The organism is Rhodococcus sp. NPDC059234, assembly GCF_042754225.1.
Lineage (GTDB): Bacteria > Actinomycetota > Actinomycetes > Mycobacteriales > Mycobacteriaceae > Rhodococcus_G.
The window spans coordinates 1-26,222 of sequence record NZ_JBHZAH010000069.1 but is presented as its reverse complement, the minus strand read 5'-3'; the positions used below and the strand labels follow the sequence as shown (position 1 = coordinate 26,222).

The window sequence follows — 26,222 nt, the reverse complement described above, 5'->3', positions numbered from 1 at the left end:
CCGCCGCGCAACTCGGCGCGGCAGTTGGGCGGCGCGACGCCGCGCGCGGCCATAGAGTGGGGCATGGCGAGGAATCTGCTTCCGGAGTCAGCGCGCGTGGCGCAGACCCTGATCGCTCGCGGCCACCACGGCGTGGTGGTCACGCGGGAGGAACCGACACACACCGCAGCGCAGGCGGCGGCCGCCCTCGGGGTCGATGTCGCCGCGATCGTCAAGTCGCTGGTGTTCCTGCTCGACGACGAACCGGTGCTCCTGCTGGTCTCGGGCGCCCACCAGGTGGACCTCGAACGGACCGGCAAACGACTGGAGGGAACCCTGACCAGGGCCCCCTCCGACATGGTCCGGCGGGCAACGGGACAGCCGGTCGGCGGGATCGCCCCGGTCGGACACCCGACCAACCTGCCCACCTACGTGGACACCGCGCTGGCCGACTACCCGGAACTGTGGGCCGCGGCCGGGCATCCGAACGCGGTGTTCCGGACGACCTTTCGTGAACTGGTTCGGATCACCGCGGGCCTGGAGATCGACGTCGACTGACCCGGGTTCTATAGTGACTCGAACCGACCCTGGAGGACGAAGTGACCGACGGAGCATGGAGCCGACGACACGTCGACCTGTGCCGTGTCGCCACTAGCCTGTGTTCGCACTGATCCGACTCGTCAGCACGCACCGATGGTGCGTGCATCTCGTGCAGTCCTAGATCCGGAGAACGCCTTGTCGCATCCCGCCCCGCACCAGCCTCTCGCGAACCTTCCGCACGCCCCGGTCCCCGAGGATCCGATCGGCATCACCGCCGACCAGTACCGCGCCGCCATGCGCCGCTACCCCGCGGGCGTCACCATCGTCACGCTCGACTCGGGCGCCGGGCCGGTGGGATTCACCGCGACGTCCTTCGCGTCGCTGTCGCTGGACCCGCCGTTGATCTCGTTCAACATCGCGCAGACCTCGTCGTCCATCGCGGCCTTGCTCGCGGCGGATTCGCTCGTCATCCATCTGCTCGGCGAGCACCAGCAGCACCTCGCGCATCGGTTCTCCCGCAGCGCCGACCAGCGGTTCAGCGACGAATCGCTGTGGAAGCGCCTCGACACCGGCGAACCGGTGCTGCACGGCACACCGATCTGGTTGCGCACCACCGTGCACCAGCTGATTCCGATCGGCGACCACACCCTGGTCATCGGGCTCGTCACCCGCGTTCACGACGAGGACGACGCGGAGGCCGCCGCGGCCCCGCTGCTCTACCACGACGGCCGGTACTACCGCCCCACCCCGCTGGGCGAATGAGCAACCCCCGCCCGACCACGCCCCGCCCCGGGCACGCCAGCGGCTACGGACGGGAGTGTCGCGGCTGTCGTTGACGACGACCGCCGCACCCTCCCCTACCCTCCGCCTGGAGCCGTCATGACCGTTTCTTCCGTCGGACAGCAGAATTCGACATCCGATCTCGTTCTCACACTGCAGTTCTCGAACCCCGGCTCGGCCGATCGTCAGCAGTTGATCTCGCTGGCCAACGCACTGCGTGCCGCCGCCCAGGACATCGTGCCCGGGGTCAGCACCCGGGCACGGGTGGACGCCGTCACGCCCGCGGCGGCAGCCGAGCGCCGGCCCAGTTCGGACGCGCCGCTGCTGATCGATCTGCCCGCCCGCCAGGTGCTCCTGCACGGGCGTCCGGTCTCGTTGAGCCACACCGAATTCGAGATTCTCTCGCATCTCGCGCGACGGCCCCGGGTGGTGGTGTCGCGTCGACGCCTGCTCGAGCTCAGCGGCACCCTGGGCGACAGGGAGCGGCCCGGCCGCAGCGTCGACGTGCACGTCTCGCGCGTGCGGACCAAACTGGACCGCTTCGGGTGGCTGGTCTCGACGGTGCGCGGCACCGGCTACCGCTTCGATCCCGACCCCCGGGTCCGCATCGTCTCCGAACCGGCGGCGTAGCCCACACCCGCCCGCGCCCGCTGTTCGATCGCGACGCCGGGGCCCTCGGTCGGCCGGACCGACCGAGGACTCCCGACACTCCCCCGAGTCAGGAGGCGAGAACCGCTCTGTCGGTGGACAATCCGAACCGGCTCAGCACCTCACCGAGGATCTCCGACGGCCTGGTGAGACCGCGCTCGTGCAGGTCGGGCAGGACGTCGTCGACAACGCGGTCCAGCACCCGCGGGAGCACCAGCGGCAGCAGGGTGACTCCGTCGGCGACGCCGGCGGCACCGATGTCGGCGATCAGCCCGGAAAGCCCCGGCGCGGTGCCGACGTAGGAAATCGAGTCCGGTACCCGCGGCCGGGCCAGACTCGCGTCGAGTCGGGCGAGTTCCCTTCGCGCGCTGCGATGATCGTCGGCGAGCAACACCTCGAGGTCGAGCAGCACGGTCACCGAGTCCGGGTTGCGCCCCTCGTCGGCGACCCGGGCCCGAACGGCCTCGCGTCGCAACTGAGCCTCGCGCAGGTCGCGCGCCCGGACCCGGACGACGGTGGCCGGCTCGGCGACCAGATCCAAGGGCGCCCCAGTGAGATCGACCCAGTAGTCACTGAGCCCCAGGGGAATTCGGAATTCGGTGTGCGAGCCCGACGCCGGGTGGTGTCCGGCGCCGGAAAGTTCGACCGCCACGTGCAGCGGCGGTATACGGGTAGGCGAATAGGCAGACATGACAGTCCTCGGGGTGCGTGGGAGGAGTGAACGGGCTCGAGGCGGACCTCAGCTCGAACACATTCCCGACGCGGTACGGCACAGATCCACGTGACGACGGCACCACTGGGCATCGATCGCCACGGTCGTCACGGATGCCATGCCCAGATGCTACCGCGAGGGCGCAGGCGTCGCCTGGTCGTCGGCGCGCGAGGAGACGAACTCCGCGACGGCCGTGACCAGTCGGTCCACGTCCGCGGCGTGGCTACCGAGACCGAGGCTGGCGCGGACCGCCCCCTCGGGGCGACCGAGCCGGGCCAGCAGCGGGTGCGCGCAGAACCGGCCGTCGCGCACGCCGATGCCGTACCGGTCAGACAGGTACGAGGCGACCTCCCGCGGCTCGGCGCCGTCGACGGTGAAGGTGACGATGCCGACCGCGTCAGGCGCGTCCGACCAGATTCGCAGCACGTGGACACCGGCGACCGCGCTCAGTCCGGCGGTCAGCCGCTCGCACAGGGCGCGCTCGTGCTCCTCCGCGCCCGCGGAGTCGAGCCCGGCGAGCGTCTCGCAGGCCGCGGCGAGGGCAGCGACGCCCAGCACGTTCGGGGTGCCGGCCTCGTGGCGCTGCGGGGCACTCGCCCACTCCACCGTGCCCGCCGCCGAGACGTCGCGGGTGGCGCCCCCGCCGGCGAGGTAGGGCTGCGCGGCATCGAGCCAGTCGGCACGCCCGACCAGCGCTCCGGCGCCGAACGGCGCGTACAGCTTGTGTCCGGAGAACGCCAGGTAGTCGACCCCGAGCGCGGCGATGTCGACGCGGCGATGCGGCAGCAACTGGGCGGCGTCGACCAGGATCCGCGCCCCGCAGCGGTGCGCGATCTCGGCCAGTCGCGCGATCGGCAGCACCTCGCCCGTGACGTTGGACGCCCCGGTGACCGCGAGCAGCGCGGTCGGGCGGGAGCAGAGTTCGGCGGCGATGCGCTGCACCGTCTCCTCGACCGAGTCGGCCGACTCGACAACTCGGGCACCGTTTCGCTTCCACGGCAACAGGTTTGCGTGATGCTCGATGTCCAGAACCACGGTCTCGCCGGGTACGCAGCCCGCGAGCAGGTTCAGGGAGTCCGTGGTGTTGCGGGTGAACACCACAACGTCGTCCGTACGAGCACCGACGAACCGCGCGACCACCTCGCGGGCGCCCTCGTAGCTGGCGGTGCACACCTGGGACGCGTACCCGGCGCCGCGGTGCACGCTCGCGTAGTACGGCAGCAGTTCCTGCACGCGTTCGGTCACCTGCGCCAGGGCGGGGGCGCTGGCCGCGTAGTCGAAGTTGGCGTACGTGCAGGAACCGCCGCCGGCGAGCGGAACGGTGAGCTCGGACCCCGAAACCTGAGCGAAAGGTGCAGTCGCAGAACAGATTTCAGAGAGAACCGCATCGGTGGCACAGGTGTCGGCGGAGAGAACGGCAGTCATGGAACATCCCTTTGTCCAGGGACCCGAGCGATTCGGCGATTGTGCTTCGAGTCCGCGCTTGCCGTGCCCGGTCGGACAGCGGCCAGGTCGTCACCCGGGGCACCCCACCGCGGTGGAGGGTTGCCGGCCAGCAAGCCGGGGCTATCTGCTGGCACTCATGACCTGACCAGAGAATTGCAGGCTGCCCGCCACGTTGTCAAGCCACCCGCTCGACACCGGGACTTCGAACCGGCCGACGTCGCGCACCCCGGCCAGCGGTAGGCCGAGCACTCTCACCCGCTGGACGGCCGCGGCCTCGGTGGCGGTACACAGCCCGTCGAGCACGTCCTCGGTGGCGAGCGCGCCGAGCACCTCACCTTCGCGTAGGTCACCGTCGAGGACGTGGGTCGCCTCCAGTCCGCGACTCGCCAGCCACGGCGCCGCCGCGACGAACGCGGCAGGATCCCCGATGCACAGCACCCGACGCGAACGCGCCGATCCACCCGTCGCACTCGTCGATGCCCCTCGCCCACAACGCAAACCGAGCTCGATCATCGGACGCCCTCCGCCCGAACTGCCGACCCGCCGAGGACCGAGGGGGCCTCGTCGCGAGCGAACATCGCGTCGATCCGAAACCTGATCTCCTCCGTGCTCATCGTCCCTCCGTACCCGGACGCTGCCCGACCCGTCGATGGTGCGATCGCTGATGTGTTCATTCGTGTACTTCCTCTCCACGTGACAACCCGCCTGCCCGGCGGAATCGTGCGCTCGAGCGGGTGTGACCGAGAACTCACCGAGCCTGGGTTCCGAACCCGCATTCCGTCGCCGTTTCCGGCATGGATCAACTATCGCGCCGGGCGCTGCCGGAGTCTGTCCACCGGCTGGACCCGGGATCGGATGAATCGGCTGTCCCCCGATCGGCGGACAAGCCGCAGCCCGATCCCCGCCGACCTCCCCCTGGCCAGCGCTTTTCCTGTCGATCACCGCCGCAGACGCACGCGCTGTCGAACGCCGATATTCTGGTGACAGTTCCGACGTGCGGTGCATCGTGTCCGCTCGAACTCGAGGAGGCATGATGGCTACCCGCCTGCGGCGCAGGACCCTCGCGGTGACGTGTGTGGTCGTGGCAGCGCTGACGCTCGCCGGCTGCACGATCTCCACCGGCGACAAGTCCGGGGACGGCCCCGCCGCCGCCCCGACCACCAAGCAGAGCGCGGCCGTCGTGACCGTCACCCCCGCGGATGCGGGTACCCCGGTCAGCCCGTTGAGCCCGGTTCAGGTCAACGTCGCGCAGGGCACGATCACGTCGGTCACCCTGACCAATCCCGAGGGCAAGGTGATCCCCGGGATTCTCACCCCGGACAAGACGTCGTGGAAGCCCGGAGAGCCGCTTGGCTACGGCAAGACGTACCAGCTCGCGGTCGCGGCGGTGGACAAGGACGGCGTAGCCACCACGAAGGACTCGACCGTCACCACGGTCGCCCCGAGCAATCAGACCGCCGTGAATCTGAACACCACCGGCGGCATCTCGATCAAGGACGGCGCGACGTACGGCGTGGGCATGGTGGTGGTCGCGCATTTCGACGAGCAGATCGGCGACAAGGCCGCGGCCGAGAAGGCACTGACGGTCACGACCACTCCCCCGGTGCAGGGCTCCTGGTACTGGATGGACGACCAGAACGCGCACTGGCGCCCGCAGAACTACTACGCGCCCGGCACCACCGTGTCGGTGGACGCGAAGATCTACGGTGCCCAGCTCGGCAAGGGCCTCTACGGCCAGTCGGACGAGAAGGTGGCCTTCAAGATCGGCGACTCGCACGTGTCGATCGCCGACGACAACACCAAGATGGTCACCGTCTACGAGAACGGCCAGGTGATCCGGGAGATGCCCACCTCGATGGGGCGGGGCGGCACCGAGACGATCGGCAACACCACGCTCTCGTTCTGGACGCAGCCGGGCACCTACACGGTGATGGACAAGTCGAACCCGGTGATCATGGACTCCTCGACGTACGGCCTGCCGATCAACTCCCGGCTCGGCTACAAGGAGTCGATCAACTGGGCGACGCGGATCAGCACCGACGGCATCTACCTCCACGAACTGGCGTCGAGCGTGTGGGCTCAGGGCAACACGAACGTCTCGCACGGCTGCCTGAACCTCAACCCCGAGAACGCACAGTGGTTCTTCGGCTTCTCCCAGCCGGGTGACGTCGTCGAGGTCCGCAACACGGGTGGCGCCCCGCTCGAGGTGTGGCAGAACGGCGACTGGAGCATGCCGTGGGCCCAGTGGGTCGCGGGCAGCGCGCTGCACGGCGCGGCGCCCGCGCCCGGACCGGCGCCTCTTCCTCGCTGACCGCGCCTGCGGCGGGCGCCGTACCGTGCTCGCCGCGGGTGACGTGACGTCCGATCTCCCGTTCATCGGCTACGCGACGCACCACGTCACCGTCCGAGCGAGTCGGCCGCAAGCGGAACGTCCCAGACGGCGCGCAACAGGTCGTGCGGGATACTGTCGGACCATCGACCGGTGGAGACGAGTTCGGCGGCGAGTCGCCCGATCTCGTCGGCCGCCATGACACCGCGCTCGCCCTCGACCGCGACGACCAGGTCGTCCTCGACCTGGTCGATGTACGGGTGGGCGGTGTGGTTGGCCGAAACCAGACACGGCCGCGTGTGTGCCGGACCGAACCGCTGCCGCGGCAGCAGGTCCGTCAGGACCGAAAGCGCATCGTCGATGTCCTTCTCGTTACCGCCAGTTCGAACCCATCGGGCAATCTCGTCCGATGTGTCCAACGGAGTCTCCAGCACACTGTTTCCTGCGCATTTGAAGTACCAACGTCCGTCGGGGTAGCGAAGCGGCGGCATGACGATTCCGCCGTACAGGGTTCGGCCCTCGCGGATCTTGAGGTACATCGTCGCCGGAAGATCGGACTCGTCCGGATCAGGTGCCTCCACGAGGACGACCGTGGCCCCGAAGGTGTCCATCGCGAGGGGCCTGGCCAACAACCCGATTGCGTTGGTGGCCGCACCGGTCGCGACGACGACGGACTGGGCGCGCCATGACTGACCGGACCGTGCGGTGACACGTCGCCCGCCCGCCTCGCGTCGAATGTCGACGATGTCGTCGCGTACGAGAGTCGCCCCGTTTCTCGTGGCTACCGTGAGCAACGTCCGCGTCAACTCTCGCGGATTGACGATGAAGGCCTCCGGCTGAACAACCCCTACGTGCCCGGGCTCGAAGCTCAGGTGTGGGTACCGTTGGCGCAGGTCCGCTTCGCCGAGTCGGACGACCTCTACTCCGAGGTCTGCGGCATTGGCCACCAGTCGTTCCCTGTCGAACCACTCAGCCGATTCAGGGTCCGCGACAATCTCAGGCATGACCGCGAGTGACTGTGTGGGCTTGGCGAATTCGATGCCGGCACTTTCGGACAAGGCGGGAAATCGACGTATCGAACGGTTGGCGAGAAGTGACGCGACGAGCGGCACCTCGAGGACGTGCGCCAGTCGGCCCTGGTCGTAGTGCCCGGCCCACACCCCCTCGTGATCGTCGAAACGCGCGGGTTCGTCGGGGCCGACGACGAGGACGTCCGCGCCCAGCGCAGTGAGATGCCGTGCCGTGGCAGCTCCGATGGGACCGGCTCCCACCACGACGACGTCGAACTCGTGTTCAGCTTCCATGTGCAGTCTCCTAGCGTGTGTGCCCCGTCGGGCTGATGAGAGTTCCGAGGGCAGGCAGAGCGGGTCGGCAACCATCGACGCAGTCGCCTTCCTGCCACTGCCCGCTAGCCTCGTTCGACCAGTACGCAACGCGCGCCGGAGAAGATCGTCGGCATGCACTTGTTGCAGTGGATGCACAGCGACTTCGTCCGCGCGTCCTCGGCGATCCGATTGACCAGGTCCGGCTCCCGCAGCAACGCCCGCGCCATGGCCACGAACTCGAAGCCCTCGGCCATCGCGGTGTCCATGCCGGCCCGGTCGGTGACCCCGCCGAGGAGCACCAGCGGCAGCTTCACCGCCGCCCGGATCTGCCGGGCCTGCTCGAGCATGAACAGGTCCTGGTAGGGGTAGGCGTGGAGCATCTGCTTGCCGACCAGTTGCACCCCGAGCCGCACCGGCTGCGGCATCGCCGCGGCGAACTCCCGGACGGGAGCGTCGCCCTTGAACAGGTACATCGGGTTGAGCAACGAACTGCCCATGGTCAGCTCGAGCGCGTCGAGGCTGCCGTCCGCCTCGAGCCACTGCGCCACCTGGATCGCCTCGTCCACCCAGAAGCCACCCGGCACACCGTCGTCCATGTTGAGCTTCGCGAGGATCGCGACCTCGCCGCCGACGGACTCGCGCACCGTGCGCGCGGTCTCGAGCACGACCCGCGCCCGATTCGCCAGCGAACCACCGTAGGAGTCCTTGCGGCGGTTGAGCTTCGGACTCAGGAACGAGCTCGCGAAGTAGTTGTGCCCGAAATGGATCTCCACCGCGTCGAATCCGGCGTCGACCGCCAGCCGCGCGGCGGTGCCGTGCGCCTCGGCGATTCGCTCGATGTCGTCCTTCGTCGCGGACCGGATCATCCTCAAGCTGAGCGGATTGAACGACCGTGACGGCGCCAACGCCGGGAATCCCGTCGACTTCTCGTTCGCGACCGGCCCCGCGTGCCCCAGCTGCGCGGAGGCCGCGGCGCCCTCGGCGTGGATCGCGTCGGTGAGCCGGCGCAACCCGGGCAGCGCCTCCGGCCGCATCCACAACTGGCCGTACTCGGTGCGCCCCTCCGGCGCGACTGCGCAGTACGCGACGGTGGACATGCCCACCCCGCCGGCGGCGGGGCGGCGATGGAACTCGATCAGCTCGTCGGTGACCAGAGCGTTCGGCGTCTTGCCCTCGAAGGTCGCGGACTTGATGATGCGGTTACGCAGGGTGATCGGCCCGAGCGTGGCCGGGGCGAGGACGTCAGGACCAGTTGTCACGGAGGGCGGCCTTTCCTAGATCTGTGCGGGAACGGGGCCTGCGGGGCACCGGCATCGACGACGTCGCGCGATGCCCCACAGGGTTCATCAGGGGAGCGTTCAGAGAATGTCGGTCAGGGTCACGATGCGCTTGCTGAGCGTGACACCGGCGGATGCGAGGACATCGAGCACGAACGGTTCAGGATCGATGCACGCTTCCGGAGAAAAGACGCCGCGCGCGACGATCCGGCCTTCGAGCATCTCTCTCACCGCGGCGGCGGCGGCCCGCGGCGTCGGATCGTCTGCCACCCCGTCCGCGTAGATCACCTGCGCTTCGAAGATGACCTGGGCAGGCTCGCCACCGAGTTCGCCTTCCGCGACAATCTGCATCACCGTGCCCGGCTTGCCACCGGGCTCGACGGCAAGTGCCCGCTCTCCCTCCGCGGTGGCCATGTACCGCGCAAGGAACTCCCGAGGCGACATCGGCAGCCCGTCGAGCCTGACGGGGTTGGTCAGGCCGAGCGTCTCGAATGCCTTCCACATGTCGTTACCGGCTTCCTCGAACCAGGTGTACCTGACGGTGGCGTTGCGTAGCCCGGGCACGTAGCGGCCGAGCGTGATGCCCTCGGGGTGCCCCATGTATCCGGCGTGGCAGACTCCGAAGGGCTCCTGCAGCGCAAAGGGTTTCGGGTCGGCCCAGGCCGGGACGGAGCGGACTTCGCCGTCGATGAACTGCCGGACGTCGCCCGACATCGAATGCAGCATGTGTTCGTTGATCGTCGCGCCCATGTTGACCATGTACGGGATCGCCATCATGACGTCGATGCTGTCGGCGGTGTCCAGCAGGTCTGCGGCCCATCGGCCGAGAAGGCTCGTGATGCCCGGCGCGAAGCCCATGCCGAACACGATCGTCACTCCGGCCGTCTTCGCGGCCTCGTCGAGGCCCGCGTCCCGAATGATCTGCTCGGCGACGTCGAACTCGTCGCAGACGTCGACGTAGTTGACGCCGCACTCGATCGCGGCGCGGATGATGGGCATGCCGTACTTGAAGAACGGTCCGACTGCGTTGAACACGACGTCGGCTCCGGTGATCACCGACTTGATGCTGGCGGAGTCGGAGGCATCGAACTGTTCGGCCTTTCCGCCCAGCTCATAGGCCAGGGCACCGGCCTTGTCGAGGTCGATGTCGGCGATGACGAGTTCGTCGTAGCAGCCGGAGCGGGCGAGGATTCTGGCAACGCCGCTGGCGATGGAACCGGCGCTGAGAATGACGAGTTTCATGGGTGGCAAACCTCGATCTGTGTGGGCGGACGAGCCGTATTCGGTAGATGGTTGCGGCCTGGCTGTGCGGGAGCCTCGGCAGGCGCGACAGCGTGCTGACCCCGCCGCATGGGCGCGGCTGAGTGGCAGGGGCGTTGGTCGGCGGCGAGCGTGCCGGCGGCCACGACGAGCGCGTTGTGGCGTCGATCACCTCACCGTGCGTACAATGTACACATGACTCCCGGTTGTGTCACTAGTCGACGAGGAGATAATTTCGACCCATGAAGCAGCCGCTAACCCGCGAGCGAATTGCCCAGGCCGGCATAGCCATTGCCGACGCCGAGGGCTTGGAGGCTGTGTCGATGCGTCGCGTCGCCACCACTCTCGGGGTGGCGACGATGTCGCCCTACCGCCACGTTGTCGACCGGGACGACCTCGTCGTCGCAATGGTGGACACCATCACCGGCCAGAGTCCCCTGCCGACCGATCCCGGGTTTTCCTGGCAGGAATTGATCAAGACGATGGCACTCGGCGACTGGCAGGCATTCGTGGAACACCCCTGGTTGATCGGAGTGTGGTGCACGCCGCGTCGCCGCGTGGACCTGGCCTCCCTCGACCAGCTCGAGATCCTTCTCGACCGTCTGGACCAGGCCGGGATGAACCGCTCCGCGGGCTTCGCGGTCCTCTTCGGCGTGGCCGGTCTCACCCTCGGGATGGCCGCCGTTACCGTCGACAACCCCGGCGCCGAGCTCAAGTCGGGCGTCGACCTGCGCGAATGGCGCCGCCAGGCCGCCGCCGAGCTCGACCTGAGGTCCTCCCCCGCACACGGAGGCGCTGTTCGATTCATGTACGAACTGCACGACTACGCCGGGTACGACGCGTTCATCGAGGCTCTCGACAGCTTCATCGCGGGTGTCGAAGCCCGCCATGCCCTCCTCTGACCGAGCCGAATCACTCGAACACACTCATCGCGGCGGATCAGCCTCGGGCCCAGCGCCATTCCGGCGCTCGACTGCGCCTGCGTAAGGGACCGCATGCACGGCGCGGAGGCATCGTCGCCCAAATCGCTTTATTCACAAAGCGATCCGACGATTCGCCCGATTAGTGCGAATCCTGCGACGATGTGGACGACCCCACCTCCACCACCACGCATCGCCAAGTCAAATAGTGTCCCACTCAACGGGAGGGTCGCTCCTTTCTCGCAACAGTGCGGCGATAGCGTTCCCGTCCAGTTCCCAGCGTCGAATCTGCTGGCCGAGAACACCTCTCAGTGCTCGGTACAGGTCGCCTACGACCACCATCCCATTCCAGGACTTCACCGATCGACGCGCCCCGAGCTAGGCACCTGCCGCATCCGCATCGTTTCCGGAAGGACTCCGATCCATGGACGCTTCTCAGTTCACCCTCGGCACCCCAGATCCCCCACACGAAGTCTCGAGCACACCAACCGGCAGGAACTGGACGCCGCGGGTAGTCGGCTCACTGACCTCCATGGCCCTGCTGCTCGAGCTGTTGTCGATCAGCTACATGATGATCGCCATCGCCTTGCCTCAGATCTCCGCGCACTACCAGACCACCCAGGGCGCGTGGCTGCAGACAGCCTTCCTGCTCCTCGGCGCTGTCGCCTCGCCGCTCATCGGCAAGCTCGCAGACACCCACGGAAAGCGCAAGCTGCTGATGGTGTGCATCGCACTCTCCGCAGTCGGTGCGTTGATTTCGGCGACGGGCCCCAGTTTCGGTGTCGTCGTCGCCGGCCGAGCGCTGACCGGCATGCTCGGCCCCTGCCTCTTCCTGGTCTACACCCTCATCCGTGATGTGTTCCCCAAGCGAACCGTCGCGATGGCTGTCAGTGTCGCCATCAGCGGCATGGGCCTGGTCGCGATCCCCGCCCCGTTTCTCACCGGCTGGCTGGTCGACAACTTCGGGTTCCGCAGTGTCTTCTGGTTCACCCTGATCTGTCTCTGCGTTCTCGCGCCCCTCATTCTCGCGACCACCGACGAGTCGCCCGTGCGGTTGCGGTCGAGGATCGATCTCGTCGGCGCGGCGCTGCTCGGGGCGGGAATCGCCGGAGTGCTGATCGGGGTGAGCTTCGCTCCGGAGTGGGGGTGGAGCGCACCGAGCACCCTGGCATACCTGGGCGGCGGAACCGCGTTGTTCGCCGCCTGGGCCGTTTCGGCTCGCATGATCCGCGAACCGCTGATCGACCTTCGGATCCTGTCCAATCGTGCCGTCGCCTTGACCACGCTCAGCGGAGGGCTCTGCTACGCGGTCAGCGCTGTGTTCACGATTCTGCTGCCCTTCATGTGCATGACCCCCGCGGTCCTCGGCCTCGGCTACGGGTTCGGAGTCAGTGCCGAGGAGTTCGCCGTCTTCCAGGCTCCTCTCGGCGGCGCGACCGTTGTCGGGGGATTTCTCGTCGGCTCCCTCGTCTCACGCGTGGGAGCGCGCCCCCTGATGGTGGTCGGCATGGTCACGATGGCTCTCGCCTGCACGTCGACCGCAATCTCCCACGAGTCCAAGCCACTCGTGATCATCTTCTCCGCACTGGTCGGTCTCGGCGGCGGAATCGGCTATGCGGCGACACCGAACCTGCTGCTCGCTACGGTTCCGCAGTCACTGCAGGGGACGACCGGTGCGGTGTCCTCGGTGTCCCAGAATGTCTTTCCGGCCGTTCTACCGGTGATCGCCTTCACGATCCTCAACTCCCACATTGCGACCGTCGTCGAGGGCGCGGCGTTCTACACCGACGAAGGACTGACGATCGGCTTCCTGATCGCCGCCGGAGCTGCACTGATCGCGGCCGTCGCCGCGTTCGCCCTGCCACGCAAGGTCGAGCAGGTCGCCGACCTCGGCACCGGCACCCAGTCGCCGTCGGAAGCGCCCGTGCTGTCCTCCAACGCGCCCTGACATCGGGAGTTGCGTCGCCGAACGAAGGGTCCGGCCGAGCGCAGCACCGACCGATACCTGTCGACCGCCCCGACGGAAGGAGCCACCAAGGGACAGTCCACGCCGACAATCGTCGAACCGATCCACACCACGACAAGCGAATCACAGTACGAACAAAGGAGTTTGACATGGGATCCTCAGCAACCGACCTCCAGCAGATCGGCACTGCGGCGGCACTGATCGGCGGGATCGGCGGCGTAGTCGCCGGTGTCGGCGCAGCGCTCGGCCTCGCAGCTCTCGCGGGCGGAGGGTCGGCCGCGTAGCCACGAGAACGAGGTGATGTCCTCTCAGCATGGCCCGGGACCCGTGACGCACTTCCGTTGGCCTGCTGAGGGGACTTCGCCGTGCACGCGTACGGCAGACATGTCCGACGAGACCAGTCGAACGTCCAGGGATTCTTGCCGCTCCTCGATCGGGAGCCCCCGTAAGGTGTGATTACCAACCGATCAATCTGCTCAGCCCCGCACACAGCCCGATACGAACCGGCATTGGTGAACACCCGCGGAAGGAACCGGCATGGCACGCATAGTCGTCATCGGTGGTCACGGCAAGGTGGCCCTGCATCTCGCACGGATCCTCTCCGCGAGGGCGGACGAGGTCACCTCCCTGATCCGCAATCCCGAACACACCTCCGACGTCGAGATCGCCGGCGCAGCCGCGGTGGTCGCGGACGTGGAGAATCTCGATGCCCCGGCGCTCGCCGAGATCCTGCGCGGCCACGACGCCGTGGTGTGGTCCGCGGGAGCGGGCGGCGGTGACCCGGCGCGCACCTACGCCGTCGACCGGGACGCCGCGATCCGCTCGATGGACGCCGCCGCCCTGGCGGGTGTGGACCGCTACGTGATGGTGTCCTATCTCGGTGCGCGGCCCGATCACGGTGTGCCGTCCGACAACTCGTTCTTCGCCTACGCGGAGGCGAAGGCAGCCGCGGACGCGCACCTGCGCGCGACGGACCTCGACTGGACCATCCTCGGCCCCAGCACGCTCACCGTGGAACCGGCCACCGGCAAGATCGAGACCGGGCCCGACATCCCACCCCGCACCGTCTCCCGAGAGGACGTCGCGGCGGTCGTCGCGGAGACGTTGACCAGGCCGTACACCGCAGGCAAGTTCATCGGCTTCAACAACGGCGACATCCCGATCGGCGAGGCCCTCGACTCCGCTCTCTGACAGGCCGAATGCAATCGAACACCGCTTGCCATCGAACGCGTGTTCGAATACGTTGGAGGCATGAGACTCGCCGAGATGCTCACCGACCCACAGCTGGTCGATGCATGGCGACTCGACGAATCAACACTCGCACAAGCGGTTCCGCAGCTGTCGACGGCGATCCTCCAACTCGAGGCACTACGCGTCCGACTTGTCCGCGAGGCCGACCAGCGGTGCATCCCCGAGCACCTCGGCGCCGCCGACAGCGCGAGCTGGCTCGCCGGCGCCACCCGCATGACCGGCGCCCGGGCGGGAACGATCGTCCGTTTGGGCCGCGAACTCCCCCTCCACCCGAAGATGACCGCCGCGCTCGACGCTGGCCAGATCGAACTGGGACACGTCCAGGTCATCGTCAACTTCCTCGACCGACTCGCCACACTCACTGCCGAGGACGCGGCCGAGGGCGCGGAAACCGACTGGGACAACCCCGATCCCGAAAGCGGCCGTCCAGACGACTGCCAGGCCTACCTTCTGATCGCCGCGCAACTCGAAGACAGCAAGTCACTGCGCAAACGCGCCCGCGCGTTGGAACTGCTCCTGCAACTCGACGGCACCGTCCCACCCGACGGGGAGAATCCCGAACTCAACGAGTTCTACGCCTCCATCTCCACCGGGGGCCGCGTGCACGTGAAAGGCACCTTCGACGCCGAGGCCGGCGAGGCCCTCGAGACCGCACTCTCCGGCCTGTCCAAGCCTCGCCCCAGCACCGACGACGACGGGAACCCGATCCGTGATCCGCGATCGGCAGCAAAGCGCCGAGCCGATGCGCTGGAGCAGATCGTGCGTGGACACCTCGACCGCGGGCAAGGCCCACTCGAAGGCGGGCAACGCCCGCACGTCAGCATCACCATCGATTACGACGCCCTGGTCACTGCGGTACGCGCCAAAGCGGAGGCTCCCGCGACGGGCCCCTGGACGCACGGCGGCTGGTTGTTCAACACCGATACCGCATCCCGGCCGGCGGGCAACGGAGACGACGACACCCGACACTGCCGACACCGCAAACCAGCGCGGATGCCGTGGCTGGGGCCGATCTCGAGCATCATCGGAGCCCGCGTTTCCTGCGATGCCGAGATCACGGCCATCCTGACGAGCCGGCACGGCAATCCACTCGACGTCGGCACCACCACCCGCACCATCTCCCCGCAACTCCGAAAAGCACTGGTAGCGAGAGACTGCGGGTGCGCTTTTCCCGGATGCGGCCGCCCCGCCGCATGGACGGAGGCGCACCACATTCGGCACTGGGCCGACGGCGGACCAACCGCCCTCTCCAATCTCGTACTGCTGTGCCGCAAGCACCACACCCAGATTCACGAGAATCACTGGGCAGTGCAGATCGGCGACGACGGCCACCCCACGTTCACACCACCGGCATGGGTTGACCCGCGGCGAAGACCGAGGCCGGCCCACAACCGGCGACTCCTCCACCCAGCGAGCTGACCCGCAGACACAGCCCGGATGCCTCGAGACCTGCACAACCACCATGCGCGAGGCCGGTTGCTGCCGAGACGATCTCGGCTACAACCGGCCTTGCGTTGCGTCGGCGGTTCAGCCCAGTCGCGTACCGACCGGGACGTTGACGAAGCTCGGCGCGGTGGGGTCGAGCACGAGATGCTGCGGTTTGAGTTCGCTCTCGTTGAGCAGCGGGCGCAGCAGCATGCCCTTCGGCAGGTTGCTCGCGAAGACGTCCACGCGAAGCCGGTGGCCCGGCGCGAGCACCGCATCGGTGGCGGTCAGCCCGACGTCCAGCGCGGTCGGCTGCCCGGGCACGACGGGCTGCCTGCTGTCGAGCGTCAGCGTGTAGAACGGGTCGGTGTAGTCCCCGTTCGCCGACTTCTCACTCTTCGCGTCGTCGATCGCGCGCAGCGAGGAGGTGAGTTGGCCGCTGGTCAGCACCGTCGAAGTCCCGTTCGGCGCAACGTCGTTGAGCGTGGCGGTCCAGTAGCCGTCGGTCGCGTCGAGGACGGTGTTCAGGTGGAGGTTTACCGGACCGGAGATCTCCGTCCGCTCGGACACGGGTGCGCTGGTGAAGGTGAGCGCGTTCTGCTCGCTGAACCGTGCGTCCTTGCCGCAGGCGTCGAGCACCGCAGTGACGCCGATCGTCTCCTGCGCCGAGTCCCGCGAGCACAGCGTCGCCAGGCCCGGTGCCACGGTGAGCGTGGACCGGTCGGCGGACGGCGCAGGCACCAGGCTGCCGTCGTGGACACTGCCGTTCGCGGTTCCACTGGACCGCCCGTCGAGGTACATGCGCTGGTAGGTCATGCCCGAGCGCGGGAACTGGTCGGCGGTGGTCCAGCCGGCGCCCTGTTGGTACAGCGTAGCCGGGCCGTAGGTCTCGATCCCGTTGTCGATTCCCTTGAGCCAGTGGTCGAACCACGCACGCTGCAGCACGTCGAGCCGCGGCGGGTTGCCCGGCTCACCGAAGCCGGTGCCGAAGTTCAGGTGGTAGGTGTCGCCCATGATCAGCTGCTTCTCGCCGGGCGGCAGGGGGATCGCGTTGTAGATCTTGGGCTCGCTGTTGGCGAAGATGTCGTGCCAGCCGCCGTAGACCATGGTCGGGGTGGTGATGTTCTCCGGATGCGAAATCAGGTCCTCACGCAGCGAACTGTCACTCTCGAGCAGGGTTTTCAGATCGGGGGTGACGGCGTCGACCGACGGCACGGTGAGCGCGTTCAGCAGCAGCGACACGAAGGTGAGCGGGTCGGACTGCCTGTCCGCCAACCACTTCCAGTCGAAGGTCCCGTTGAGGATCGACTGGACGTTCGGCAGCCACTTGGCACCGTTGACCGCCGCCAGCCACACGGGCATGAAGCCGATGCCGATGCCGCCGCCGGGCGCGACGACGTCACGCAGGATGTCACCGCCCGGTTCGACCGGGACGATGGCCTTCAGCGCGGCAGGGCGCTTGCTCGCCGCCTGCACCTGGTTGATCGCCGAGTAGGAGACTCCGCTCATGCCGACCTTGCCGTCCGACCACTGCTGCTTGGCCGCCCAGTCGATGGCCTCCACGGTGTCCTGCTGCTCGCGGCCCTGCAGGACCTGCCAGTTTCCCTGCGAGAATCCGGTGCCGCGAACGTCGACCACCACCTGCGTGTAGCCGCTCTGCACGAGCTTCGGATCGACGCTGAACGAGCGAAGACCGCCGCCCGAGGTCACCTTGATCAGGTCACCGAGGCCGCTGATCGGGGTTCCCGACAGGTTCAAGCTCCGCGCGAACGCCATGATCGGGTCGCCGAGCTGCGGGACCGCCAGTGCCGCTTCGGCGACTGCGGAGACCAACTTGGTGTACGGGGTCAGGTTCAGGACGACGGGCGTCTTCGTGTCCACGCCCCGCCCCGACGCGTCGGCGGGCCGGTACACGTTGGCCTCGAGCACGACGCCGTCGCTCATGGTGATCGGCACGTCCCAGTCGACGTGCACGCCGGGGTACTGCTGCGGGCCGTCCTCGGTCGCGGTCCACTGCGCGCCGAGGCTGCCGCCGTCCGGAGTGCCGGCCGCCGCGGCCGCGGGCGCGAACGGAACCGTCAGCATCACCCCGACCGAGGCCACCAGCGCGGCCTTCGCCACCTTCGCGTTCACGTGCACGGCCAACGTCTCCCCCTGTCAACGTCACGACTGCCCGCTCACAAAAGTCGGGCCAAACACGTATTCGGGGCGCCAACCTGCGAGGACGAGCACTACCGGGGAAACCCTAGGTGAACATTCCCCGTTAACTTCCGACTGTAATGCAGGTCACATCGCGATCCCGGGTTGCCGCGCGCAACCCTCTGGCTACCGCGCCGCGGCGGGGTTTCGAACCCCTCCGACGGCATGCCGGTCGACCGGCGATCTGCGGGTCGGTCGCCCTTGCCCTGGTCTGCTCATCGGAGTGGGATTGAGGAGGAACCCGAGACCCCAGGAGGTCCGCGATGAACGGCGCAAAGCACTGGACCGTCACGATCGACATCGACGAGCGGGACCCCCAGACCCGCGCCGAGGCGACGCTCGAGCGGTCCGGTCCGGTCGGCACGATCACCGGCGAGGGGCTGGCGCGATGCAGTCCCACCGACGGGGCGATTCCCCAGATCGGTGACGAGGTGGCCGCGGCGCGGGCCCTGTCCGATCTCGCCCACAAGCTGCTCGAGGCGGCGTCCGAGGACATCCAGACGAGCACACATCGACCGGCGCACCTCTGGGCCTGAGCGGGCGACCACTACCCCTCGTCGAGACGTTCCTGGAGCAGGACCGTCACGGTGTCCCCTGCGCCCTTGCCGATCGCCTTGCGGAGGTCGGCCGGAGTTCGTCGTCGGGCGTTCACGGCGGTGCGGACGATGTTCAATTCTGTTGTGCCGCCCGCACCTCGGCCAGCCGCCGATGCAGAAACCGCTCCGCGGCGTCGTTCAGCGGCGACTCGAGCGCGGCGAGGTACGCGAGTTCGGCCTCCTCGTGCCTGCCGGCCCGGCGCAGCAGGTCGGCCCGGACCGGACGCACCAGCCGGTCCAGCCGAGGGTCGTCGTCGATCTCGTCGAGGGCGGCGAGGCCGCTCCCGTAGCCGTCCCGAAAGCCAACCGCGACAGCCCTGTTGACCGCGGCCACCGGAGACCCGGTGAGATCGAACAGGCGCTCGTAGGCCGTGACGATCACCCACCAGTCGGTGGCCTCCCAGCTCGCTGCCCGCGCGTGCGCGGCCGCGATGATCGCCTGGGGCAGGTAGCTGCCGGTGGACCGCCGGGCCGCGAGCAGGCACCGGGTGCCGTCCTCGATCCGCTGCCGGTCCCATCGGGTGCGGTCCTGTTCCTCGAGCGGACGGGCCGCCCCGTCCTCGTCGAGACGTTCGGCCCTGCGGCTGTCCTGCAACAGCATCAGCGCCTGCAGCGCCCACGCGTCCGGCTCGTCCGGCATCAGCTCGGTGAGCAGGCTGCCGAGCCGGATCGCCTCCTCGCACAGCTCGGCTCGAACGGACGGACCGGCCGACGTCTGGGTCGCTCCGCCGGCTCCGCTCCGGGATGGGGTCGCTCCGCCGGCTCCGCTCCGCGCCCGGGTCGCCGAGTAGCCCTCGGTGAACACCAGGTAGATGCACGCGAGCACCTGCGGAACCCGTTCCGGCAGGAGGTGTTCGGGCGGCAGCCGGAACGGGATCGCGGCATCGCGGATCTTGGTCTTGGCGCGCGTCAGCCTGCGCGTGACGGTCGACTCGGTCTGCAGGAAGGCGCGGGCGATCTCGGCGGCGGTGAGCCCGCACACCAGGCGCAGGGTCAACGCCACCTGCGCCTCCCGAGAGAGGGCCGGATGGCAGCAGGTGAACATGAGCCGGAGCTGGTCGTCGCGCACCGGCCACACCTCCTCCCCGTCGTCGCTCGGTGGCGTCTGCCGGTACGAGTCGAATTCCTTGGTGCCGCGCAGTGACTCGCGGCGGATCCGGTCCAGTGCCCGGTTGCGGGCAGCAGTGGTGATCCAGGCGCCGGGACTGGCCGGCACCCCGGATCGCGGCCAGGTCCGCATCGCGTCGACGAACGCCTCCTGCACGGCGTCCTCCGCCAGCTGAAGGTCGCCGACGATACGAGCCACCGTGGCGAGCGCCCGCCCCGACTCCTCCCGGAAGGCACGGTCGAGCGCCGGGTCCGGCGGGGTCGGAGCGTCGGCGCCCGTCACGTCAGTCCCGCGTCCGCATGAGCTGGCGAACCTCGACGCAGCCCTTGGGGCCGACCGGGATCCTCGCTGCGAGCTCGACCGCCGACGTCCGGTCGCCGGCCTCGAGCAGGTACAGCCCGTTGGCGAGCTCGGCGGATTCCGCGAACGGGCCGTCCGTGAGCAGCACCTCGCCGCCGCGCACCCGCACCGTGGTCGCCGACTCCGGCGGGTACAGGGCGCCCCCACCGCGCATCGCCGCGCCGGCCGCCTGAGCGAACTCGCCGTGCCGGGCCTTGCCCTGTTCCCATTCCTCGCTGCCCGGGGTCACCGCGTCACCGCGCGGCTCGAGCAGCATCGCCAGCCACCAGTCCCGGTCGACCTCGCCGGCCGCGTAGAAGTCGACCATCGGCCACAGTTCGACGGCGCCGTCGTTCGCGGCCGGGATCCGGCGCGCCAGCTCGATCGCCTCGTCCAGGTTCTCGGCGGAGAGCACGCAGAATCCGATCGCCACCTCGGCGGTCTCGGTGTACGGGCCGTCGGTGATCAGCGGCGCCCCGCCGCCGTGCCGGATCGTCGCGGCCGTGGTCGCGGGCCGCAGCGGTGCGTTCGCGACCGCCGCGTCGCCCGCGAACTCGAAGAAGCGGCCGTAGGCCGCCACGAGGGTGTCGAACTCCGCGGAACCCGGGTGCACGGGCGGCTTGTCCGCGTCGGCGTAGAACAGTCCGAGGTAGTACATGGTCATATCCTTCCTGGTCGAAAGGGTTCTTCGGAACCCCTCTACCAGTACGACGAAGCGGCCACCCCGGATCGGACACGGCGCCGCCACCGGTCCCCGGCGTACGATTCGTTCACCCAAGCGCCAACTTGTCATGAGATAACGACCCAACAACCAGCCGACTCAGACAGGACCCCCGGGTTTGCATCTCCAGTCACCATCGGACCAGTCACATCGGATCCCGACCGAGTACCTCCGGTCGCCGAACGCCCCCGCGCCGCGCACCCTCGTCGACGTCCTCGACGCGACCGCGCAGACCTTCCCCGACGCTCCGGCCGTCGACGACGGCGACACCGCCCTGAGCTACGCCGAACTGCTCGACGCCGTACACAGCGGGGCCGAGCGGCTCGGCGAGGCGGGCGTCGCCGCGGGCGACCGGGTAGGCATCCGGATGCCGTCCGGCTCGAACTCCCTCTACGTGGCGATCCTGTCGGTGCTCGCCGCGGGCGCGGCCTACGTGCCGGTGGACGCCGACGACCCCGACGAACGCGCGGAGCTGGTCTTCGGCGAGGCGGCGGTCACCGCGATCATCACCGACGACGGCATCGGACCCGGCACAGCCGACCGCGACGAGCCCGGCGCCGTGCGGCCGCCGACGGTCGACGACGACGCCTGGATCATCTTCACCTCGGGCTCCACCGGCACCCCCAAGGGCGTCGCCGTCAGCCATCGCAGTGCCGCCGCCTTCGTCGACGCCGAGGCCCGAATGTTCCTGCAACAGGAACCGATCGGACCCGGCGACCGGGTGCTCGCGGGACTGTCGGTCGCGTTCGACGCCTCCTGCGAGGAGATGTGGCTGGCCTGGCGGCACGGCGCCTGCCTGGTGCCCGCGCCCCGCGCCCTGGTGCGCAGCGGCATGGACCTCGGCCCGTGGCTGGTCTCCCGGGACGTGACGGTCGTCTCGACGGTGCCCACCCTCGCCTCGCTGTGGCCCGCCGAGGCCCTCGAGGCGGTGCGGCTCCTGATCTTCGGCGGCGAGGCCTGCCCGCCGGAGCTGGCCGAACGACTGGCCGTGCCGGGTCGAGAGGTGTGGAACACCTACGGACCCACCGAGGCGACCGTCGTCGCGTGCGGCGCCCTCATGGACGGCCGCGGCCCGGTGAGCATCGGGCTGCCGCTGGACGGCTGGGACCTCGCCGTGGTCGACGGCGACGGGATCCCGGTGCCGGTCGGCGAGGTCGGCGAACTCGTGATCGGCGGGGTGGGCCTGGCCCGCTACCTGGATCCGGCGAAGGACGCGGAGAAGTACGCACCGATGCCCTCCCTCGGCTGGGAGCGCGCGTACCGCAGCGGCGACCTGGTGCGCCTCGAGACCGCCGGGCTGCTGTTCCAGGGCCGCGCCGACGACCAGGTCAAGCTCGGCGGCAGGCGGATCGAACTCGGCGAGGTGGACAACGCGCTGCAGAACCTGCCCGGCGTCGCCGGCGCCGCGTCGGCGGTCCGCAAGACCGCGGCCGGGAACTCGATCCTGGTCGGCTACCTGGCCAGCACGGACCCCGACTTCGACCTCGGCGCCGCCCGGGAGCAGCTGGCCGAACGGCTGCCCGCGGCACTGGTCCCCCGGCTGGCGCTGCTCGCCGAACTGCCGACCCGCACCTCCGGCAAGGTGGACCGGGCCGCGCTGCCCTGGCCGCTGCCGGGGACCGGGTCGGAGGACGCCGCGACCGCCGCCGGGCTCGACGGCACCGCCGCCTGGGTGGCCGGGCTGTGGGCGTCGATCCTCGGCGCCCAGATCACCGGCCCCGCCGACGACTTCTTCGCCGCGGGCGGCGGCTCGCTGGCCGCGGCCCAGCTGGTGACGGCCCTGCGGGAACGCTTCCCCGAGGTGACCGTCGCGCAGCTCTACGACCATCCCCGGCTCGGCTCGCTCGCCGACTTCCTCGACGAGCTCACCCCGGCCGAGACGGCCGAGCCCCGCGACGTCGCACCCACCCCGCGGTCCACGCAGTTGGCGCAGGTCGCCGCGACCATCCCGCTGACCACCCTGACCGGACTGCAGTGGGTGACCTGGCTGGCGTTGGTGAACAACGTGCTCGGCTGGTTCGTCGAGGTGCCGTGGGCCCCGACGCTGTCCTGGTGGTGGGTGCTGGCCGCCCTGGTCCTGTTCATCACCCCGCTCGGCCGGATGTCGATCGCCGTCGCCGGTTCCCGGCTGCTGCTGCGCGGACTCGAGCCGGGCACCTACCCGCGCGGGGGGTCCGAGCACGTCCGACTGTGGATCGCACACCGGCTCACCGAGGCCAGCGGCGCTGCGAACCTGTCCGGCGCGCCCTGGATGATCTACTACGCCCGTGCGCTCGGCGCGAAGGTCGGGCGGGGCGTGGACCTGCACACCCTGCCGCCAGTGACCGGCATGCTCGAACTTGGCGACGGCTGCTCGGTGGAACCCGAGGTCGACCTGTCGGGGCACTGGATCGACGGCGACGTGGTGCACATCGGCGAGATCAGGATCGGCGACGGCGCCGCGGTCGGGGCCCGCTCCACCCTGCTGCCCGGCACCCGCATCGGCAGGAACGCGGAGGTCGCCCCCGGGTCGGCGGTGATCGGCCGGGTCAAGGCGGGACAGAGCTGGGCGGGCTCCCCCGCCGTCAAGGTCGGCAAGGCGATGCACCCGTGGCCCGCGGAGCGGCCGCGCCGGGCGACCCAGTGGGTGCCCGTCTACGGCGCGACGTCGGTGGCGATCGCGGGGCTGCCGATCCTCGCGCTGGCCGTCGGCATCGCGGTGATCGGCTGGGGTGTGCACGACACCCCCGACCTCTGGTCTGCCGTGCTGCGCGCCCTGGCCTGGCTCCCGGTCGCCACCCTGCTGACCCTGTTCGTGTTCGCTGCGCTGACCGTGGTCGCGGTGCGCGCGCTCGGCGTCGGCCTCAGTGAGGGTTACCACCCGGTGCGCAGCCGGGTCGGGTGGCAGGTGTGGGCCACCGAACGGCTGCTCGACTCCGCCCGCACCTTCCTGTTCCCCCTGTACGCCAGCCTGCTCACGCCCGGCTGGCTGCGCCTGCTCGGTGCGAAGGTCGGCAAGAACGTCGAGGCGTCCACGGTGCTGCTGCTGCCGAAGTTCACCACCGTCGCCGACGGCGCCTTCCTCGCCGACGACACCATGATCGCCTCCTACGAACTCGGCGGCGGCTGGCTGCACATCCAGGAGGCGAAGGTCGGCAAGCGCGCCTTCCTCGGCAACTCCGGCATGGCCGGCCCGGGCCGGCGGGTACCGAAGAACGGTCTGGTCGCGGTGCTCTCGGCCGCGCCGAGCAAGGCGAAGTCCGGCTCCTCGTGGCTGGGCAGCCCGCCGGTGCGGCTGCGCCGGTCCGCCAGCGACACCGACGCGACGCGCACCTTCGAGCCGCCGCTGCGGCTCAAGGTCGCGCGGGCGGTGGTCGAGACCTGCCGGCTGATCCCGGTCATGGTCACCTTCGGGATCGGCCTGGGCGTGCTGTTCGCGCTGCAGGCGATGGCGGGTGCGGTCGGATTCTGGCTCGCGGCGCTGCTGAGCGGTGTCGTGCTGCTGGTCGCGGGCGCGGTGGCCGGGGCGGTGTCGGTGGCGGCAAAGTGGTTGGTGGTCGGGCGAATCGACAAGACCTCGCACCCGCTCTGGAGTTCGTTCGTGTGGCGCAACGAGGTGTCCGACGCGTTCGTCGAGACCGTCGCGGCACCGTGGTTCGCGCGGGCCGCGACCGGTACCGCGGTACTGAACGTCTACCTACGCGGCATGGGCGCGCAGATCGGCCGCGGTGTGTGGTGCGAGTCGTACTGGCTGCCGGAGGCCGACCTGGTGAGCCTCGGCGACGGCGCGACCGTCGAACGCGGCTGTGTTGTGCAGACGCACCTGTTCCATGATCGGATCATGGCTATGGACACCGTCACCCTCGGCAAGGGAGCCACCCTGGGACCGCACTGCGTCGCACTGCCCGCCTCCGGGATCGGCGACGGCGCGACCGTCGGACCCGCGTCGCTGGTGATGCGCGGCGACGTGGTGCCGGCGAACACCCGCTGGCAGGGGAACCCCATCGGGCCCTGGAACTGACGGGGGCGGCGCGCATGGTCAAGCCGGGAAAGTTCTACGAGGAGCCGATCGACCCGTACCTGCCGTCGGCGGGCAACCGGGGCTACCGGGTGTCGCGCTACGAGCTGGACCTGACCTACAAGGTCGCCAGCAACCGGCTCGCGGGCAAGGCCTCGATCACGGCGGCCTCCACCGAGATTCGGCCGCGGTTCGCCTTCGACCTGTCGCAGTCGCTGGCGGTCTCGAAGGTGACCGTCAACGGCTCCCGGTCCGTCAAGTACACCCACCAGAACGGGAAGCTGACCGTCACGCCGGCGCACAAGATCCCGGCGGGCGGCGCGGTGTCGGTGACGGTGCAGTACGCCGGCACCCCGAAGCCGATCCGGGGGCCGTGGGGCGAGGTCGGATGGGAGGAACTGACCGAGGGCGCAATCGTCGCGAGCCAACCGAACGGTGCGGCGTCCTGGTTCCCGTGCGACGACCACCCCAGCGCCAAGGCCAGTTACCAGATCTCCATCACGACCGACTCGCCGTACTACGCCCTGGCGAACGGCGTGCTGGTGCGCAAGCAGACCCGCGCGAGCCAGACCACCTGGGTGTACGAGCAGAGCGAACCGATGGCCAGCTACCTCGCGACCATTCAGATCGGGCCGTACGAGCGTCGGCGGATGGCACCGGAACGACATCTGGTCTCGGCCCAGGCGCCGCTGGGGGTTCCGATGCACGCCGTTCTGCCGCAACGACTTCGGACACCCTTCGAGCACGACTTCGGCAGGCAGCCGGAGATGATGGAGACCTTCGTCCGGCTGTTCGGCCCCTACCCGTTCGCCGACTACACCGTGGTGGTCACCGACGACGAGCTCGAGATCCCCATCGAGGCCCAGGGCATGTCGGTGTTCGGCGCCAACCACTGCGACGGCAGGCGGGGTTCGGAACGGCTCGTCGCGCACGAGCTCGCGCACCAGTGGTTCGGCAACAGCCTGACGCTCGGCGCCTGGCGTGACATCTGGCTGCACGAGGGCTTCGCCTGCTACGCCGAATGGTTGTGGTCGGAGAACTCGGGGGGACCGTCCGCGCAGGAGATCGCCGCGCAGGCGCACCGGAACCTGTCGGGCCTGCCGTACGACCTGTTGCTCGGCGATCCCGGCCCGCGGCTGATGTTCGACGACCGGGTGTACAAGCGCGGCGCGCTCACCCTGCACGCGCTGCGCGAGGTTCTCGGCGACGACGCGTTCTTCGACCTGCTCCGGCAGTGGACGGCGAAGTACCGGCACGCGACGGTTACCACTGAGGAATTCACCGACCTGGCAGCGCATTTCACCGATCGCCCGCTGCGTCCGCTGTGGGACGCCTGGCTCTGGAACAAGACCCTGCCCTGATGCGGCTGCGCCGCAGTGGTGCGGATACGGAGTCCTCAGACTC

23 protein-coding genes and 1 riboswitch are annotated in these 26,222 nt (G+C 69.3%); of the genes, 13 read left to right on the top strand and 10 right to left on the bottom strand.

The window, feature by feature from the left end:
- Window positions 1-63 precede the first annotated feature (63 nt).
- From ACFXGJ_RS15490 to ACFXGJ_RS15475, 4 genes are all read left to right on the top strand, one after another.
- Entirely contained in the window at window positions 64-537 is a 474-nt protein-coding gene (locus ACFXGJ_RS15490) for a YbaK/EbsC family protein (protein ID WP_378621407.1), read from the top strand.
- A gap of 41 nt (window positions 538-578) precedes the next feature.
- Complete coding sequence (locus ACFXGJ_RS15485) at window positions 579-650, top strand: putative leader peptide (protein ID WP_378621405.1); 72 nt, start codon at window positions 579-581, stop codon at window positions 648-650.
- A gap of 163 nt (window positions 651-813) precedes the next feature.
- The gene (locus tag ACFXGJ_RS15480) at window positions 814-1,281 is read left to right on the top strand and encodes a flavin reductase family protein (RefSeq protein WP_378621401.1); all 468 of its coding nucleotides are present in this window, start codon (window positions 814-816) and stop codon (window positions 1,279-1,281) included.
- Between the two features lie 117 nt (window positions 1,282-1,398).
- Complete coding sequence (locus ACFXGJ_RS15475) at window positions 1,399-1,929, top strand: winged helix-turn-helix domain-containing protein (protein ID WP_378621392.1); 531 nt, start codon at window positions 1,399-1,401, stop codon at window positions 1,927-1,929.
- 88 nt (window positions 1,930-2,017) lie between these two features.
- Here ACFXGJ_RS15475 and ACFXGJ_RS15470 read toward each other — a convergent pair whose 3' ends face one another.
- The 4 genes from ACFXGJ_RS15470 to ACFXGJ_RS15455 form a co-directional block, all read right to left on the bottom strand.
- Window positions 2,018-2,599, bottom strand: coding sequence for a hypothetical protein (locus tag ACFXGJ_RS15470; protein ID WP_378621390.1), 582 nt, complete (start codon window positions 2,597-2,599; stop codon window positions 2,018-2,020).
- Window positions 2,600-2,686: 87 nt separating this feature from the next.
- A complete protein-coding gene (locus tag ACFXGJ_RS15465; protein ID WP_378621387.1) occupies window positions 2,687-2,779 on the bottom strand; it encodes a putative leader peptide in 93 nt (30 codons plus the stop codon).
- A gap of 9 nt (window positions 2,780-2,788) precedes the next feature.
- Window positions 2,789-4,084 (bottom strand): aminotransferase class V-fold PLP-dependent enzyme, encoded by a 1,296-nt coding sequence (locus tag ACFXGJ_RS15460; protein ID WP_378621385.1) that lies wholly within the window; start codon window positions 4,082-4,084, stop codon window positions 2,789-2,791.
- A gap of 49 nt (window positions 4,085-4,133) precedes the next feature.
- A riboswitch (SAM riboswitch) is annotated at window positions 4,134-4,247 on the bottom strand.
- Window positions 4,226-4,618, bottom strand: a complete 393-nt coding sequence (locus ACFXGJ_RS15455; RefSeq protein ID WP_378621382.1) for a hypothetical protein — start codon at window positions 4,616-4,618, stop codon at window positions 4,226-4,228. Its footprint overlaps the riboswitch before it by 22 nt.
- A 520-nt stretch (window positions 4,619-5,138) precedes the next feature.
- On the opposite strand from ACFXGJ_RS15455, the gene ACFXGJ_RS15450 reads away from it, so the two are divergent.
- A complete protein-coding gene (locus ACFXGJ_RS15450) occupies window positions 5,139-6,416 on the top strand; it encodes an Ig-like domain-containing protein (protein WP_378621399.1) in 1,278 nt (425 codons plus the stop codon).
- An 86-nt stretch (window positions 6,417-6,502) separates the two neighbouring features.
- Here ACFXGJ_RS15450 and ACFXGJ_RS15445 read toward each other — a convergent pair whose 3' ends face one another.
- From ACFXGJ_RS15445 to ACFXGJ_RS15435, 3 genes are all read right to left on the bottom strand, one after another.
- Entirely contained in the window at window positions 6,503-7,738 is a 1,236-nt protein-coding gene (locus ACFXGJ_RS15445) for an NAD(P)/FAD-dependent oxidoreductase (RefSeq protein ID WP_378621379.1), read from the bottom strand.
- Between the two features lie 104 nt (window positions 7,739-7,842).
- Window positions 7,843-9,018: an NADH:flavin oxidoreductase gene (locus tag ACFXGJ_RS15440; protein ID WP_378621377.1), complete on the bottom strand. Its 1,176-nt coding sequence runs from the start codon at window positions 9,016-9,018 to the stop codon at window positions 7,843-7,845.
- Between the two features lie 99 nt (window positions 9,019-9,117).
- A complete protein-coding gene (locus ACFXGJ_RS15435) occupies window positions 9,118-10,278 on the bottom strand; it encodes a saccharopine dehydrogenase family protein (RefSeq protein ID WP_378621374.1) in 1,161 nt (386 codons plus the stop codon).
- A gap of 260 nt (window positions 10,279-10,538) precedes the next feature.
- On the opposite strand from ACFXGJ_RS15435, the gene ACFXGJ_RS15430 reads away from it, so the two are divergent.
- From ACFXGJ_RS15430 to ACFXGJ_RS15410, 5 genes are all read left to right on the top strand, one after another.
- Window positions 10,539-11,198 carry a TetR/AcrR family transcriptional regulator C-terminal domain-containing protein gene (locus ACFXGJ_RS15430; RefSeq protein WP_378621372.1) on the top strand — a complete coding sequence of 220 codons (660 nt, stop codon included), beginning with the start codon at window positions 10,539-10,541 and terminating at the stop codon, window positions 11,196-11,198.
- Window positions 11,199-11,748: 550 nt separating this feature from the next.
- Window positions 11,749-13,164 (top strand): MFS transporter, encoded by a 1,416-nt coding sequence (locus ACFXGJ_RS15425; protein ID WP_378621397.1) that lies wholly within the window; start codon window positions 11,749-11,751, stop codon window positions 13,162-13,164.
- A 167-nt stretch (window positions 13,165-13,331) separates the two neighbouring features.
- Entirely contained in the window at window positions 13,332-13,466 is a 135-nt protein-coding gene (locus tag ACFXGJ_RS15420; protein WP_378423298.1) for a hypothetical protein, read from the top strand.
- A gap of 253 nt (window positions 13,467-13,719) precedes the next feature.
- The gene (locus tag ACFXGJ_RS15415; protein ID WP_378621368.1) at window positions 13,720-14,373 is read left to right on the top strand and encodes an NAD(P)H-binding protein; all 654 of its coding nucleotides are present in this window, start codon (window positions 13,720-13,722) and stop codon (window positions 14,371-14,373) included.
- A 60-nt stretch (window positions 14,374-14,433) separates the two neighbouring features.
- Window positions 14,434-15,852 (top strand): DUF222 domain-containing protein, encoded by a 1,419-nt coding sequence (locus tag ACFXGJ_RS15410; protein WP_378621365.1) that lies wholly within the window; start codon window positions 14,434-14,436, stop codon window positions 15,850-15,852.
- A gap of 108 nt (window positions 15,853-15,960) precedes the next feature.
- On the opposite strand, the gene ACFXGJ_RS15405 is transcribed toward ACFXGJ_RS15410, so the two are convergent.
- Entirely contained in the window at window positions 15,961-17,943 is a 1,983-nt protein-coding gene (locus ACFXGJ_RS15405) for a CocE/NonD family hydrolase (protein ID WP_378621394.1), read from the bottom strand.
- A gap of 377 nt (window positions 17,944-18,320) precedes the next feature.
- On the opposite strand from ACFXGJ_RS15405, the gene ACFXGJ_RS15400 reads away from it, so the two are divergent.
- Window positions 18,321-18,593 (top strand): DUF1876 domain-containing protein, encoded by a 273-nt coding sequence (locus ACFXGJ_RS15400; protein ID WP_378621363.1) that lies wholly within the window; start codon window positions 18,321-18,323, stop codon window positions 18,591-18,593.
- A gap of 133 nt (window positions 18,594-18,726) precedes the next feature.
- Here ACFXGJ_RS15400 and ACFXGJ_RS15395 read toward each other — a convergent pair whose 3' ends face one another.
- Together ACFXGJ_RS15395 and ACFXGJ_RS15390 are read right to left on the bottom strand one after the other, a co-directional pair.
- A complete protein-coding gene (locus ACFXGJ_RS15395; RefSeq protein ID WP_378621360.1) occupies window positions 18,727-20,043 on the bottom strand; it encodes an RNA polymerase sigma factor in 1,317 nt (438 codons plus the stop codon).
- A gap of 1 nt (window position 20,044) precedes the next feature.
- On the bottom strand, window positions 20,045-20,764 hold the full coding sequence (locus ACFXGJ_RS15390) for a YciI family protein (protein WP_378621358.1): 720 nt from the start codon (window positions 20,762-20,764) through the stop codon (window positions 20,045-20,047).
- Between the two features lie 175 nt (window positions 20,765-20,939).
- Between ACFXGJ_RS15390 and ACFXGJ_RS15385 the strand changes: the two genes are divergently transcribed.
- Window positions 20,940-24,821: a Pls/PosA family non-ribosomal peptide synthetase gene (locus tag ACFXGJ_RS15385; RefSeq protein ID WP_378621356.1), complete on the top strand. Its 3,882-nt coding sequence runs from the start codon at window positions 20,940-20,942 to the stop codon at window positions 24,819-24,821.
- 14 nt (window positions 24,822-24,835) lie between these two features.
- On the top strand, window positions 24,836-26,179 hold the full coding sequence (locus ACFXGJ_RS15380; protein WP_378621354.1) for a M1 family metallopeptidase: 1,344 nt from the start codon (window positions 24,836-24,838) through the stop codon (window positions 26,177-26,179).
- The last annotated feature ends 43 nt before the right edge of the window (window positions 26,180-26,222 follow it).